This window comes from Candidatus Nomurabacteria bacterium (assembly GCA_023898525.1).
In the GTDB taxonomy this organism is placed as follows: domain Bacteria; phylum Patescibacteriota; class Minisyncoccia; order Phycocordibacterales; family UBA918; genus OLB19.
Window position 1 is genome coordinate 388,334 of sequence record CP060227.1, and the last position, 14,899, is coordinate 403,232.

Sequence of the window (14,899 nt, forward strand, 5' to 3'; positions counted from 1 at the left end):
TTTTATTCTTTTGATAATAGATAATTACCTATAGCCAAATGCGGCAAACCGGATAAAACAAAAGTCCTTAAAGCATCAATCGGCTTTTCTACGTTTGGTTCGCCATGCAGATTGAAGCTGGTATTTAGTATTCCACCTACCCCGGTTAATTTTTCAAAATTACTTATCAAAGCATGGTATTCAGGATTGGTTTGTTTTTGTACCATTTGTGGCCGACTAGTTAGATCATACGGATGGAGAGCAGCAATCAGGTCTTTGTGGGCTTTTGGTTTAGTATTAAAAGTTATTGCCATATACGGAGCTACATAGTCATCTACACCTTCCAAATAATCATGTCTCCTCTCGTATAAAATACTTGTCGCAAAAGGCATCCAGAAATCCCGACCCTTAATCATTTCATTAATTAGCTTTACGTTTTCTCTGGAGGTTGGATTGGCTAAAATTGATCGGTTACCAAGCGCTCTAGCTCCCCACTCTGCTCGCCCTTTAAAGCGGCCGACTACACTGTTTTTAGCCAAAAGTTCTGCCACCTTATACTCAATATTCTCGTCGTCTTTCGGATCACAATAAGAAACTTTAATAGACGAATCTAAATCATAATCATCTATAGCTTTTTTTATTTCTTCGTCTGTGTACTCAGACCCTAAATAAAGATTTTCTATTGTTTTTAGCTCTCCAAGATCACCTTTGTTTCTCTCACTATATCTATAAATAGCCGCACCAATAGCCAATGACTCATCACCACATGAAGGCGTTACTATAAAGGATTTAACTTCGTTCATTTCTCTCACATACTGATTAGCTTTTACGTTCATAAAGACCCCTCCACCAACAGCTATATCACCCATTCCGTATTTGGCTACCGAAGCTCTGACCATTTCTTTTATAGATTCTTCGGCTAATTTCTGAATACCGTAAGCTAAAGAATCAAAACGGTGTAGATAATAATTATTAGCTATTAAATACGGAGTAGCTCTATTTAAAGGAATTTTTGACACAAACGTCATTCGTTCTGAATCAAAACTCACAAGTTCTTTTAACTTCTCGTATACCTTTTCACCAGCACTGGCTTTCGCATATGGAGCAAGTCCCATCACTTTAAACTCGTGTTCATTTCTGGCCATCCCTAAAAGATCCACAACCGCTGCATACAGAAGTCCAATAGAGTCTTTTATTAAGATTGAATGCTTCCGCTCAATTTTGCCATCTTTATATATATTTATACTGCCAGACAAATCATCACCAGCGCCATCTAAAGTCAAAATGAGATACGGTTTTTTAGTGTCCGGCAAAAAAGGTGTAGTAGCCCAAGCATGAGCCAAATGATGCTCTATTCTCGTTATCCTAGCCGAAGGAAATTGTTCAGTTAAAAGTGCTTTCAATTTTTCCTCAACTCCAGAATACGCTCTTTTCTCTACCCATTTGTCGCGCACATTAACAACTTTGTTAAGTAACGGATACCTAAACCCAATAGCTCTTAAGAAATTATCAGCCGGTACCGAACCATGCTTGCGACTTTCTAGATTTTGCTCCGCTGTCGCAAATATTTCATGTCCATATTTCATCCCTACCACCACCACTTCTTCAATAGAATTTATACCGTATTTCTGTTTTATGTAAGCTATTGATAAAAATGGAAATCCTCTATGCTTTTTAGCTCGACTCAGACGCTCTTCCGACATGGCCTCCATAACTTCTCCGTCTTTCAACAAAACAGCCGTTGAATCATGACCGATATGAATACCCAATATATACATAAAATATTAATTATTTCGTTTAATAATATACCTTAATAACTTAGCTATTCCTAATCGTCGCAAAACCTTTCTTAACCCAGCCAGCGATACCCATGACTCCGCCCAATGATTTCTTGTGTATGCCAAACTTAGTTTGTGCTGTGTACATTTTTCACCATCATCACAGGGATTAAAATAATGATAGTCGTATACTCTCACTGTTGGATACCCTCCATTTAATGTCTCAGTTACAATTATTGGTGAAGTTCGTTTTGTAGAATATGTTTTATCATTGTCGTAAACTTTCAAAATGTCCTTTATTACAGGATGATTTGGTACAGCACCAATTACTCCAGCGGCAGTCATACCATCCTTAGTTTGACCAAAAAATGCCTCGTGTTTAAGCAACGGGTCAAACGATTGTAAAACCTCCGTATCGGTATCTAAATAAATACCCCCCTCCCTTTCTAGTACCCAAAAACGAACATAGTCTGCCACAAACGCCCATTTTTTCTTAGCATACATTGCTTTAACATAGTGATGATCCATTGGGATATTGGTCTCATTCCAGAGTTTAATCTCATAATCAGGCAAATATCTTTTCCAGCTTTCAATACAACGCTTAGCTACTGGTGTAAGCGGTTGGTTCCCAACCCAAACATAGTGGATAACCTTAGGAATAATTTTTTTTTCTACTTTCTTCATGACGATAACCTAAATACGTTTAGCTATCTTACCATTAATAAGCAAAGAAAACATGCCTTACTTTAGCTTTTCCATCCCCCACTCCTCAATCAAATCTCGGTGTAAGAGAGCTGAGAGAGTTTTAACATCTTTGTAATAATATTTCACCAAATACTCTTCTAGGTCCGATGATATCGGTATCTGTTTTGCTTTACGCCAAAGCCGGTCTGGTAAGATATCTGGTTTTTTAAGCTTTGCTAACACTATATAGTAAGGCTTGGTTACAATTCGCCAAATCAACTTTAGTGTCCGTTTTATAAAACCTGGCTTATGTTGACCCAAGTCCTCTTCATCGGCGATTAATGATTTTAAAACTAATGGCACGAATTTTGGATCAATTTCCAAATAATCAAAAAAATCTGACAATACCTTAAGCGGATCATCCACCAAATCAGAACCCACAATAACCATCAAATCCGTTGGAGAATAATATGAATAGTAATGTGTAAGTTGTTTACCAAATAAATACTTAGTTAGTGTTTCTGGATACGATTTTATAAAACCCGCTAAAGTTATATCATCAGTTATTTTTCCGGATGATAAAGCTTCCAGATAATCAATTCTAACCCCCAAAAGCGGGTTACCAATAACTGCAAACAACCTAGCACTTGGATAGGTTTCGGCAATTAGGTTGGCAGCCGGCAAATGTTCTAGATAACGACAAGCTAATTCACCACACTTCCCACCGGTGTCGCAGCCGCTAAAGTTATTTTCGTACCAATCAATACCCTGAACATAGGTAGCCATGTCAGAAAAAAAATTTGTACCTGCCTCAGGGATATTAACTTCCGGATGCTCGCGTAAATATGAGTACAAAAGCGGCGTGAAGCTGGAGGAGCCCAATCCAATAAAAGAAACTTTTTGCCTTTTCATTCGTAGATTCATATTCATTTACCTTCAGCTGAACTATCACCAACAAAAAATACCTGTTCAATACTCTCACGATAAGTGGCCAAATACCGCTTAGGGTCATCATGGAATTTTTTAACTATCATAGCTTGTGCTGTTTCTACCATCCGACCACGTAAAGGCACATCATTCATTAGTATATTTAGCTTAAGACTAAACTCATCAGTATTATCTGGAGCACAAAGCAGAGCTGACTCACCATCAATAAATATATCCTCTCTGGCGGCTGTGCGTGCCACTACCATTGGTATGCCAGCCGCTGCCCCCTGCAAAGCTACCTCTTCGCTCTCACTGTCGGTATCTGGAATAATCAAAACGGTAGCAGATTTCAGATAAGGTACCACATCCTTTACATTAGTTTCAAAAATAACCTGTTCCTTAATACCAAAAGTTTCTGCCCGCTCTTGCAATTCTTTTTTAGCTGGACCGTCACCAACAATAACTAAACCGATGTGTGGATTTTTTAACCCAAAGCGAGCCGCATCAATAGCCCGGTAGGCAGCACTGTCATAATCAAGTTCACCAATATAAAGCATAATAAAAACCAATGGTTTGAACTTGGCCCGTAAATCTAGTGTGGACTGAATCTTTATAAGCGACTCGTAATTATTGAAACGCGGTAAAACCGCTAAGTCTTCGACTGAAAATTTATTTTGGATCAACTCAGCAATAGCTTTAGTGCTAGTTCGCACACTCTTAACTTTAGATATAGTAAAGTGAGGTAAATATCTTCGCCACCTATTGTGTTTACTCTTCTTTAAAAAGTCAGCCTGCGTATAATCTTCCAAAACATGAATCTGGACTGGTCGATTGTATTTTTTTCCTAACCGATTAGCCAAAAAAGCACTTTCGAAAGGATCACGCGCCACAATGAGATCAGGCCGAAAACCTCCAGCAAACACCAACTGATCTTCAGTCAGAGCCATTCCCGACCAAGGAGTATGCCACCAGTCTTTATCACTAGCTGTGTAGAGCCAGACATTATCAGCTACACGCAAGGTAGGGTTTTTAGCTCTAATTCCCTGGCGCAAAATTAAAATATGCACCTCATCAAACAAATCAGAAATATTTGTATATCCATCAAGCGACTGCTGGGTAGGATTGAGCAGCGACTCATCCTGTGAAATAAACAGAACCCGAGTCTCATCACGATCGGACCTTACCTCGTAGACAGAGTCATCGTTTATCGCCTCTTCTACTGAAACATAACGAGTATCATCTCGGGCACGTTTTTCCCGCTCCAGAACATAATCCAGGCTATAACGTTCAAATTCTGAAGCATCAGTACGCGAAAGGTTCTTTCTTGCCATTATCCTATTAGTATACAGGGTAATAAATAATAATTAATTACCTTATCAAGGGGACTGCCAATAACTAGTTCAAAATCTGAAGTAAAATTGCTGCTAACTTATCTGGATCGTGACGAATCAAGCTCCGCTTTAAGGCATCGCCCGCCACCTGTTTTATCTCTTCGTCAGCCACCAATGATTCGGCACAGACCTTATATGCCACATCATTACTACAATTATTCAAAATCGGATAATCGCCTTTACTGGCATATTTTTTTAATAGCCCTTGAGACAAAGATGTGTTATTTACAATCGCTATATCTATATTGCGACCGATATATTTTATTATCTCATCAATATGCTCTTTGGCATTCATTCCCACTGTTTGACCCTGTTTTGACATCAGATTACAAACATAGACCACCGTCGCCCGACTCTGCTGTAAAGCCTCAGCAAAACCGCCAACAATACAGTTGGCTAGCACACTAGTATATAAATCCCCTGGACCCAAAACCACCAAGTCTGCTTCAAGCAAAGTTTTTTTAGCAGACTCGGTAATCTTAACAACCGGCGATTGCAGCAGCCTAACAATACGATGTGGCGCATTATCCGTACGAAGTCTATCGATATCGTCCTCACCTTTAATTATAGTTCCGTCTTCGTATTCAGCCACCAGGTCATTATTGTCAGTTGTAACCGGCACCACTCTACCCGATACTCTCAATATTCTAGACGTAGCCTCAATTGCCTTCACCTCATCCCCCAGTATCTCCGTCAAAGCAGTTAGCAGCAGATTACCAAAATTGTGACCAGCTAAACCCTGACCTCGGTCAAACCGGTAGGAAAATAATTGCCTAAGCAATTTATCATGCTCATCACCATCAGCCGCTAGAGCCGTTAGAGCATTCCTAATATCACCAATCGGTAGCCGGCCAAACTCATCACGCAGCCGGCCAGTTGAACCACCCGAGTCTGACATACTGACTACGGCAGTAATATCCAACTGGTCAGAATAGGGCCTAAGACCACGCAGTACCGTATGTGTACCGGTTCCCCCACCCACTACTACAACACGTTTTTTATCCATAATTTTACGGACTATACTAACACTATTTTACAAGACTGGTCAAAAAACTAAGATCGCTGTCGGCTGAAATACATAGCTGTAATAACAAAGAGTAATAAAGTTGTGAAAGCTAGGTATGGCCAATTAATCTGTTTCGGGCTGGGGTCAGACTTATCTTTCTTCTTATCAACCTCCTCCATTTTAGATACCTCTGGAATATCATCTTTAACTTCCTCAACCACCCCTTCAACCGTCACCTCAGATGGCGTTGTATCATTACTCGCTACAACATATTCAAAATTAGCATCAGTATCAGCTTCGACTAGTGTGTTAACTGACTCTACCGAGCGCCGTGACACAACCTCGTACCCTTTCTTCTCAACCGCGAAGTGAGCTGTCGGAGCGGCAGCCAACAAGTTGGCTGCCGCTCCGACAGCTAAATCAGTAAAGGTTGAGGTTACGATATTGTGTTTCGTATCATAGACCGCCACCAGATTTTCGTCTGATACCTTTAACCTATCTTTAGCGATTGTAATTGTTCCTCTGGGCAAGATTATCGTTCGAGGTGGCAACACCACTTCGGCCAAGCCTTTTATACTAAAACCAGAAATATCAACATCATAAGGGGAATCATTATGAAGTTGTATGTCGCCAACCTCGTTTTTAGTAATTGAAAAAGTTATTGGCAGGACGGTTATCTCCTTGCGTACAGTAACATCACGGGTGGCATACTTTGCATTTACGGTTACCACATAGGTTCCCGGATAAGCGTAAAAATGTTCTACTTGACTACCCATCGCATCGTAAGAATCACCGAAGTTCCAAGTGTAGACTAGTGAATTTAAAATGGTTTGACCAATCCCTTCTCCAGTTGCCGTTAGTGATATAGTTTGATTAACATAAGCAATGTCCGGCACATCTGCATAAACATTCAATTCTGCTGTTGACTGAACCAACAGGCCAGGTTTTTGATTTCCCTTACTGGACGAGACTGTTTTAGGTTTGTTTATTGAGGTCTTTGACACAACCGATTCTGTAGTCGGCAATTTCGGTTCCACCCGACCACTACGATTTTGAGCACCTGGAGTCGGACTATCTGTCACCCAGCCAGCACTGGTATATTGTGCAGTATCCTTGGTAGTATTATCACCACCAATTTCTTGCCAGCTTTCTCCCCCTGCCACCTGATCTACAATCAATCCACCAGAGTCACGTAAAGTTAGTGTCACTCCAGTATTAACCAAGGCACCGGTATAAATAAGAAAAGCCGCTCCAGTGGCCGCCTCATCACTTGAACGCTCCAAAACTGCATATGACGAAGCGGGTATAGTACCAGATAAAGTAATTTCCAAATTAAGCCCGTCAGACAAAATCCAACCATCCACATTCACCGGAACCGCTTCTGTATTACGTAACTCAATCCACTCATGGTTAGCTGACTCTGTATCACCCATCCAAGCTATTTCATTGATAATAACCGCCGCATTAGCCACTATGGGCACAAAACCAAAACCGACCAACATAACAAATACAAACAAGTAATTAATCATACAAAAATTAGGAAGCGAAGGGTGTGTTTTCTTTTGGTGATTGTTTAAGTTTTTTTTGGATCTTATCTGGTGACAGAGGATCATTTTCGCGCTCTCTTTCTTTGTCCTCAACCATTTTGGGTTTAAAGATTTTTCCGTCAATCGGAGCCTGATCTGATCTAACCACTTCCAAACTTCTTTCAGCAAAATTATCCTGCTCACCGCCATAAATAGAATTACTGACAGCATGTTTTTTCTCTAACTCGCTGAAGGCTGATTCAGCTTCTTGCATCAAGCGATGAAAATCATTCTTATATTTATCTGTCTGATCAGGTTCAGCATATACTCGATTCCTGTCGCGTTTTCCTTTTCCTTCTCTTAACTGATTAGATTTCTTTCGATCAACTAGATCTGTTTTTTCTTTAGGAAAATTGTCTATCTCTTTTTTTTCATCTTTTTTTAATAATAGATCCAAGGCCCCGCGTAAATCCTGACGTTTCACTGATTCTTTTTCCACCTGAACCCGAATGGTTTTAGTTGCTTCACCATTTTCGTCTTTAGTCCAAGCCCTATCATTGTTAACCTTATTGTCGACTACTCCACTCTTATCAGTTTCACTTATCTTACCCAGAATACTACGCAAATCAGACAGCGATTTAGTTGTTTTTAATTCTCGTGGTTTTGGCTGATAATCATCATCGGTTTTCCTTTCAATTCTATTCTCAAAGGTTCTTTTCTCTCCTTCTCTCAGACGTGGCTGCGATTCTCTTCTATCAAAAACACCACCCTCTCTCCGATCATCTTTCCTTCGTTCAAAATCACTTACGTTGTAATTCTCCCCTCTACCACCATTTCCATCATCGCGCTTTGGTTTTCGTTCAAACTTTTTGTCGCTGTTACTAGAATAATTATTAGTACCATTATGGTTGTTGGTCTTTTTCATCGGCGTCTCCGTCTTAACCGGAGTATGTAAGTCAGCCACAATCTTTTCAACCTCTGCCCGCTTACGAGTGTAGTTTCTGCGACTAGCCGCAATAACCATATCTCGACACGACACTGACGGTTGCTCAATTGGTGGTAAAGTGATCGCAGAGAACGGTTGTGATCCGATACCGTCAATCATCAAGGTTAAGTAAATTTGTGCAAAGCCAAGGTTCACTAAGTCCGCCGCGACAAATCTTGGCGTAAACACCGTTTCCAAAACTTCTGCGTCAAATGGCCCAACTCGAAAAGCTATCGTCGTACCGACGTTTCCAAAGACTGCATTACGCACATCCTCTTCCATTTGCTCAATGTATTGATGAGCGATAATTAAATTTAAATGGTATTTACGGGCCTCAGATAAAATATTAGCGAAGGTTGAGTTTGCAAAAGACTGAAACTCATCCACGTAGAAATAGAAGTTGGGCATGGTTCGCATTTTTTCTACCGGTAAGTCAGCCCGGCTCATGGCCGCCAAATAAATACGAGTAGTGAGCATCGAACCGAGCAAGTTGGCATTGGTCTCGCCAACCAAACCTTTAGAAAGATTCATGATTAAGATTTTTTTCTCATCCATGATCTGTCTGATATCAAAACTTGAATGTGGTTGACCGATGATGTTACGGATCAAAGGATTACCGGTAAACTGACCGATCTTGTTTTGAATAGCTGGTAAAGCTTCAGCCATGAAGCGGTCGGTGTAGTTGGCAAACTCCTCTGTCCAAAAAGCTTTAACTGCTGGATCTTTTATATACTCCACCACCTGCTTTCGATAAGCCTTATCGGAAAAGAGACGATTGACCGAAAGCAGGGTCGTGTCTGGATACTCAATCAGAGCTAAGAGAGCATTGGTCAAGATGTATTCCATTCTAGCGCTCCACGCATCCACCCAAATCTTCTTAAAAGTAGACATGAGACCCGACACCACCAAATGTCTCTTGTCGGCCCCCACATCTTCCATCACGTTAAAAGAGATTGGATTATCCATATCAAAGGGCGCAAAGTAAATCACATCATTCACCCGATGTTCCGGTACATACTCAAGTAGAGTTTGAGCTGCTGACCCATGCGGATCAATAAAAGCCATTCCCTCACCGTTTTTTATATCTTGCGCCGCCATGTTCTCGAGCAAGGTAGACTTCCCCATACCGGTCTTTCCCACTACGTACATGTGACGCTGACGATCTTTGGCTTTTATACCAAAAGGTATCTGTTGCCCACGAGCATCAGTTTTGGCAAAAAAAGTGATTTTTTCCGGATCAAAACTCATATTAGTTAGTATAACAAACTAACTCCCAAAACGTTCTTCAGCATAATGCAAAAGTTTTAAAACATCCTCATTCCTACTTTCAGAACCTAGAATAATGACAGCTATCGTTCTGGTCACTCCTTTCACCTTAAGACTATGTAGAGACACTGAGGTCTGACCAGCGGCATTTGTTTCTCCCACCTTGCCGCCAATAAAATTACCCAGTCCGTCAATTTGATTAAAATTAAGTAACTCACCAAACTCTCCGCTAACATATGAAGTTGGCAAGTCTTGATTCGCAGTCAATTCAAAAATAAATTTTCGATTAGAATATATATACTGGGATAGTCTAAGCAGATCACTGAGGGTCGATACGTTTTCAGCCCCCAGCCCGGACGGGTCAATAAAATAGCTATTTGTCATGCCAATCTCCTTGGCCTTCTGATTCATTAGCTCCATAAACTTATCTCTTCCCAGCTCTCCAGCTATTACTTCAGCCGCTTCATTTGAAGACTCCACCAACAAAAGCTGCATCAGACTATACATGGAAACCCGGTTTCGATCGCCTAGCCTTGGAATTAGTGATTGAACAAAGGTAGGTTGATTGACCCAAATATTTTTATCCAAATTTATATACTCGGCCGCAATTAAAGCCGTCATCAACTTAGTAACAGAAGCAATCGGCACAACGTCATCAAGACCATCGGCGGCCAATACCGTACTACTATCGATGTCAGCTATTAAATAGCGTGGCGTCTTGAGATCGGGAATTTTTGCTTCATATAAAAAAGGATGTTCCTCTAAATTATTTTCATGAACTAAAATAGGGGTATTTATTTTGACATGATCATAAATCCTTTTAGCATCATCATTATTTAGTCGGATACAGTCGCCGCCAAAATCTTCGGCTACCGAACTCTTATCAGCATAAGTTGACCAACCATGGATATAAAGATTGCTTTCAAAACCAATACTCCACGGTTGATTAACTTGCCCAATGGTTGAGAAGTGATTAGTTTTTTTCTCCTCTACTTTATATAAACCAGCCGGTGTCTGACACCATGATCCCTCCTCAGATTTTGCCACAATTGGTACATTTTCAACCAAAACACCATTTTCAAAATACCGTATCTGCATCGTCGTCAAATCAACAGACAAGAAAGTCAAGGCCGCGTCAATAAAAGAATCTTGGGTCTCAGCAAAAAACGACGGTTCTGAAAGAGACAGTTGAACACCATAATTAAGCGGTTCAACCTCCGAGGTGTACGGATTCACAATGGAAACTTGAGTTACCGAAGCGACATTCATTGAAGCTAAAGCTTGCACTCCAACCACCCCAATTCCACCAACCAGCACAAGGGCCAAGACTGACAAAAAACTTAAGTCGCTTAGGTACTTTTTTCGGATTTTTTTTCTGGAACTTTTTAAACTCGGAATTAAAGTTCCGCGAGCTGTGTTTGGTGTGTCTTCTTGGTAATTAGCCATGTAGAACCGTCGGTTCTCAGATTCATCAGTCATGACTAGTATAATACAGCAAAATTAGAGCTAATCTGACGCCTTAACCACAGGCTCGGAAAGGTTTGTTGTTGACCTGGTACTGGTACTAGTACCTATCATCACCTCATAAGTATCAGGCCCTTTCAAAGCTCCTTTGGTATAAATATTAGACGGGGCCCAGATCATAAAACTCATCACTCCGGCATCATAACTGGCTTGTATTTCATCTCGCACCTCTTTTATGTCGTAGTTACCACCGTAATCAAAATCCTGAACCCAGGTTCGGAGTTTGTCTGCTGTATAAACAGGCTTTTTGTAAACCGCCGGTGTACTGGTGCCAATGCGTTCATGCAAGAAGCCATCCATCGGTGTAGTAGACGCTTTCATTCTTGCAACCCCCGATGACATCGCATAATTCACCACTTTATATGGATATAGATTTGGATCACCCAAACCTAAAAAGCTTTTTGGGTAATGCGACGGATACACCATCGGTGCCACAAAGTCAAAGTACGGAGCCGCGCGTTCAATCACCTGCCCAATCGACAGATCGTCAAAATTAGTGGTAGTCATCCCAAACAAGTCAACCGAGGTCCAAGGAGTAGACGAGGCTCGTCCGGTATTTTTGTGACGATAGGCAGAAAATTTTTCTTCCTTATCCAACTCTTCGTTTAGATAAACAAAGAAAGCTTCTAGATTTGCCCGTTTATCACCCGGCCACTTTGAACCATCAGTGTGTGGAAACGAAATATCCCGCATATTACCGTCGCTCGGATAACGCACATAATCAAAATTCAGCTCATCAAAACCAAGGTTGTATGAATCAACTGATAACTCAACAATATGATCCCAGTACTCGCGGGCCGCCACATCTATAAACGACAAACCTTTTCCATCACGCCAAACTGTATTGCCATCAAGCCTCTTTACCGCCAAATGAGGAAACTTCACTGAATAAAAAGGATCTTGAAAGACTGTTATCCGGCCAATCACATAAATCCCCTGACTATGCAAACCAGCCACAAACTCTCGCATATCACGAGCGCCACAACGGGCATTTTGCCAAGCTGGTAGCCACGCTTCGTTCTCTGGTAAGAACGATATGGTTCCAGAGTAATCTTTAATATCAATCACCACACTATTGATCTCCGTTTCATTTATTAGCTTAACTAACCGATCTCTAAAACTAGGAGTACCCGCTACACAAGAAGTCATATAAATGGCCTTAACTTGCTGTGGTAAAGGAATATGTTCAGTCACCAACCTAGTATCAGTAACGACAGCTTCCTTATCCTGCACAGTCGAAGAAGAGACGTTGCCAGATACAATACTTGGCACACGCTCATACGTTAATTCAGATTTTGGAATATAAGCATAGCTAAAAAAAGCCAATGCCGCCACGGCTATAATTAGTATCAATCCCAAATATTTGGTCATAAGATTTATTGTACCTCACGCTCTTCAAATAACTGTTTGGTCGTTTCCACAAAAGAATCAGTACCTCTTTCCCCGTTCCCTCGATCAATTCGCGACAAATACAAAGCCCGTCTGAGTAAGTAACCCACCATTACTAAAACTACCCCGATAGCAGCAATCATATACTGCTTCCAAGGTTCAGGAATACCTAAAAACGGTAAAAGCACTAAAAAAAATCCAAAAATAAAAACCAGCGTCTCTTTAGACATAATTGATGTGTATTATACCGCACTAATCGTTATATTCAAAAAACCACCACAAACTTAAGTGAAGAAACGAGCGCGACCTAGTTTATAAGGAGCTATGCGACTATATAAACGGAAATACTCTTGTGGTGAGCGACTATTCTGAACTTATGTCAGAATTTGTTACTGGAAAACAAGGAGTGTTAGCGACTGCGCCCTGCGTATGAAAATCATAGTTGTCATCACTCCTTGATTTACACATGTTTTACGTATGCAGAGCTCTGCCCTTGGGCAAATTCTGGCCCCCTGTTTGTAAAATCACCACAAACTCCCCTTTTTGTTTGACAGAATTGGTATTTAAAATCTCCAAAACTTCAGCCGGTGTACCAACCAACATTTCTTCATGTAACTTGGTTAGTTCACGTCCAAGACTAACTCTAGCTTCTGGATAAAACCCAGCTAGTGATTCCAAAGTTTTTAAAATACGGTGAGTTGATTCAAAAAATATCGCTGGTTGCGGAAAGGTCGCGAGACATTTGAAAAAAGTCTCGCGACCTTTCTTCTGCGGCACAAAGCCAAGAAAAGTAAACTGATTACCAGTAATGCCAGATATAGAGAAAGCGGCCGTTACTGCTGACGGTCCAGGGATAGCGTCTATTCGCGCTGCTCGCGCTAGCCGGGCGCGCCCCACCAACATAACCCCCGGGTCACTCACTCCCGGCGTACCCGCATCACTCACAAGAGCGATATTCTTCCCTTCCTCCAAGTCACCAAGCACAGACTCGTGTACCTTTTCGCTCGTATGCGCATCATAACGCTTCATCGGTGTCTTGATATCGTAGTGCGACAAAAGTTTGCCGGTCACTCGCGTGTCTTCACACAAAACATAATCAACCTCGCCCAAAATACGAATAGCCCGCAAGGTGATATCCTCCAGATTTCCAATCGGTGTCGCTACTATATATAGTGTTCCCATGACTCATGCATGGTAGCAGAAAATATAAAAAAAGAAACCGGACGTACGAACGTCCGGGAAAATTCTTCCTAAGTCAAATATTAATAGAAGGCTTGGGTTTGAAATAGACGGAAATATGACCATTACACGACCCCAACCAAACACTAGTTCCATTAAAATGCGCTAAGCAGTTAATTTCTCCTAAATCAACTGGGTCTAAACCACAAGAAGGATGGTCATTAAAAGTTATGTTTAATACACCAGATTCAAGTGAAACACATACACCTGAACCTACACAACGCTTTCTTCCAGCAATACATATCTCCACTGAAACAACAATACGCTTCGTCAGGTCTTGGTAAAGAGTTAGTCCAGCATGCGAAACCAAAAATTCTCTGTTCAGTTTAAACGTAAGTTTTTTTCCACGTGCTTTTTTTGAGATAGCGGTTCTCTCTGACTCAAAAGAGTCTGGTTCTTTACATGAGGACTTTGTTAGTAATAATACAGTACCCATTTTATATTCTCCCCCATTTATTTGATTTTCAAAAAATCCGTCAACAAATTCTGTTGCGGAAAGTAGCTTCTAAAAACTAATAGTAGCATTTTTTAAACAAAAAATACAATTCCCTTAACCCTCTTATAAATATAAAAATTAAGACGAAATCCGCTATCACGGATTTCGTCTTCTTGATGATACTATATAGAATTATTCTACTTTTATGTGTTACTACTTTTATCACCCCAATACACAAACTGTGCAAAAGTAGCCATAATCAATTCAACAAATATTAACACTATTGCGGACATGTATAGACACAAAGTATATTTCCCTATAAAACCATTTTCAGATATGGCAGCAACAGTTATAACAGGTGTTACAAGCCCACAAAAAAGAATACCTCCTATTGCTAAAAAGATACTTAGGTTATTCAGAGTATTGTATAAAAGCGTGCCAATCATCACCGTTGATAAAACAATAGCAAATATAACAGCCGTCTCTTCACTTAAACCGTGAGTTATTATGCTACTGACAACACCTGAAAAAACACCCGTCGCCACAACTATACTCATTGGTCTAAATAAAAAACTCTTTGTCTTATGTAATCCAGAAGAAAAAATGCTTAAAACAGTGATAGTAACAATCCACAAGAAAACTTCTCCTTCAGAGGCAAAAAAACCAGGACTTGTAGCCCAAACTGATGTGGAAAAAATAAGAATCAATACTGTAAAAAGAAAAATATATATACTTTTAAAGGTACTCATTTCACCCTCCTTTGGTGAAG

13 protein-coding genes are annotated in these 14,899 nt (G+C 40.6%); all 13 read right to left on the bottom strand.

Translation table 11 applies throughout. From position 1 onward, the window contains the following. Window positions 1–2: 2 nt before the first annotated feature. Window positions 3–1,757 (bottom strand): hypothetical protein, encoded by a 1,755-nt coding sequence (locus tag H6779_01660; GenBank protein ID USN88135.1) that lies wholly within the window; start codon window positions 1,755–1,757, stop codon window positions 3–5. Between the two features lie 6 nt (window positions 1,758–1,763). After that, window positions 1,764–2,420: a hypothetical protein gene (locus H6779_01665; protein ID USN88297.1), complete on the bottom strand. Its 657-nt coding sequence runs from the start codon at window positions 2,418–2,420 to the stop codon at window positions 1,764–1,766. A 78-nt stretch (window positions 2,421–2,498) separates the two neighbouring features. Then, window positions 2,499–3,353, bottom strand: coding sequence for a hypothetical protein (locus H6779_01670; GenBank protein ID USN88136.1), 855 nt, complete (start codon window positions 3,351–3,353; stop codon window positions 2,499–2,501). Window positions 3,354–3,367: 14 nt separating this feature from the next. Further along, window positions 3,368–4,699: a glycosyltransferase gene (locus H6779_01675; GenBank protein USN88137.1), complete on the bottom strand. Its 1,332-nt coding sequence runs from the start codon at window positions 4,697–4,699 to the stop codon at window positions 3,368–3,370. 64 nt (window positions 4,700–4,763) lie between these two features. Then, entirely contained in the window at window positions 4,764–5,765 is a 1,002-nt protein-coding gene (locus H6779_01680) for a YvcK family protein (GenBank protein ID USN88138.1), read from the bottom strand. 47 nt (window positions 5,766–5,812) lie between these two features. Then, entirely contained in the window at window positions 5,813–7,294 is a 1,482-nt protein-coding gene (locus tag H6779_01685) for a lamin tail domain-containing protein (GenBank protein ID USN88139.1), read from the bottom strand. A gap of 7 nt (window positions 7,295–7,301) precedes the next feature. After that, the gene (locus H6779_01690; protein ID USN88140.1) at window positions 7,302–9,524 is read right to left on the bottom strand and encodes a type IV secretion system DNA-binding domain-containing protein; all 2,223 of its coding nucleotides are present in this window, start codon (window positions 9,522–9,524) and stop codon (window positions 7,302–7,304) included. Between the two features lie 18 nt (window positions 9,525–9,542). Continuing rightward, window positions 9,543–11,021 carry a L,D-transpeptidase family protein gene (locus H6779_01695; GenBank protein USN88141.1) on the bottom strand — a complete coding sequence of 493 codons (1,479 nt, stop codon included), beginning with the start codon at window positions 11,019–11,021 and terminating at the stop codon, window positions 9,543–9,545. Window positions 11,022–11,048: 27 nt separating this feature from the next. Beyond that, the gene (locus tag H6779_01700) at window positions 11,049–12,437 is read right to left on the bottom strand and encodes a hypothetical protein (protein ID USN88142.1); all 1,389 of its coding nucleotides are present in this window, start codon (window positions 12,435–12,437) and stop codon (window positions 11,049–11,051) included. Between the two features lie 5 nt (window positions 12,438–12,442). Then, window positions 12,443–12,685, bottom strand: coding sequence for a hypothetical protein (locus H6779_01705; protein USN88143.1), 243 nt, complete (start codon window positions 12,683–12,685; stop codon window positions 12,443–12,445). A gap of 241 nt (window positions 12,686–12,926) precedes the next feature. Next, complete coding sequence (gene rsmI, locus H6779_01710) at window positions 12,927–13,637, bottom strand: 16S rRNA (cytidine(1402)-2'-O)-methyltransferase (protein ID USN88144.1); 711 nt, start codon at window positions 13,635–13,637, stop codon at window positions 12,927–12,929. 73 nt (window positions 13,638–13,710) lie between these two features. Next, window positions 13,711–14,130, bottom strand: a complete 420-nt coding sequence (locus tag H6779_01715) for a hypothetical protein (protein USN88145.1) — start codon at window positions 14,128–14,130, stop codon at window positions 13,711–13,713. A gap of 203 nt (window positions 14,131–14,333) precedes the next feature. After that, window positions 14,334–14,879 (bottom strand): hypothetical protein, encoded by a 546-nt coding sequence (locus H6779_01720; protein ID USN88146.1) that lies wholly within the window; start codon window positions 14,877–14,879, stop codon window positions 14,334–14,336. Between the last annotated feature and the right edge of the window lie 20 nt (window positions 14,880–14,899).

Excerpts from the sequence above, each read along its gene's own strand:
- H6779_01660 (USN88135.1), bottom strand. The coding sequence starts at position 1,757 with ATGTATATATTGGGTATTCATATCGGTCATGATTCAACGGCTGTTTTG.
- H6779_01670 (USN88136.1), bottom strand. The coding sequence starts at position 3,353 with ATGAAAAGGCAAAAAGTTTCTTTTATTGGATTGGGCTCCTCCAGCTTC.
- H6779_01675 (USN88137.1), bottom strand. The coding sequence starts at position 4,699 with ATGGCAAGAAAGAACCTTTCGCGTACTGATGCTTCAGAATTTGAACGT.
- H6779_01680 (USN88138.1), bottom strand. The coding sequence starts at position 5,765 with ATGGATAAAAAACGTGTTGTAGTAGTGGGTGGGGGAACCGGTACACAT.
- H6779_01685 (USN88139.1), bottom strand. The coding sequence starts at position 7,294 with ATGATTAATTACTTGTTTGTATTTGTTATGTTGGTCGGTTTTGGTTTT.
- H6779_01690 (USN88140.1), bottom strand. The coding sequence starts at position 9,524 with ATGAGTTTTGATCCGGAAAAAATCACTTTTTTTGCCAAAACTGATGCT.
- H6779_01695 (USN88141.1), bottom strand. The coding sequence starts at position 11,021 with ATGACTGATGAATCTGAGAACCGACGGTTCTACATGGCTAATTACCAA.
- H6779_01700 (USN88142.1), bottom strand. The coding sequence starts at position 12,437 with ATGACCAAATATTTGGGATTGATACTAATTATAGCCGTGGCGGCATTG.
- H6779_01705 (USN88143.1), bottom strand. The coding sequence starts at position 12,685 with ATGTCTAAAGAGACGCTGGTTTTTATTTTTGGATTTTTTTTAGTGCTT.
- rsmI (USN88144.1), bottom strand. The coding sequence starts at position 13,637 with ATGGGAACACTATATATAGTAGCGACACCGATTGGAAATCTGGAGGAT.
- H6779_01715 (USN88145.1), bottom strand. The coding sequence starts at position 14,130 with ATGGGTACTGTATTATTACTAACAAAGTCCTCATGTAAAGAACCAGAC.
- H6779_01720 (USN88146.1), bottom strand. The coding sequence starts at position 14,879 with ATGAGTACCTTTAAAAGTATATATATTTTTCTTTTTACAGTATTGATT.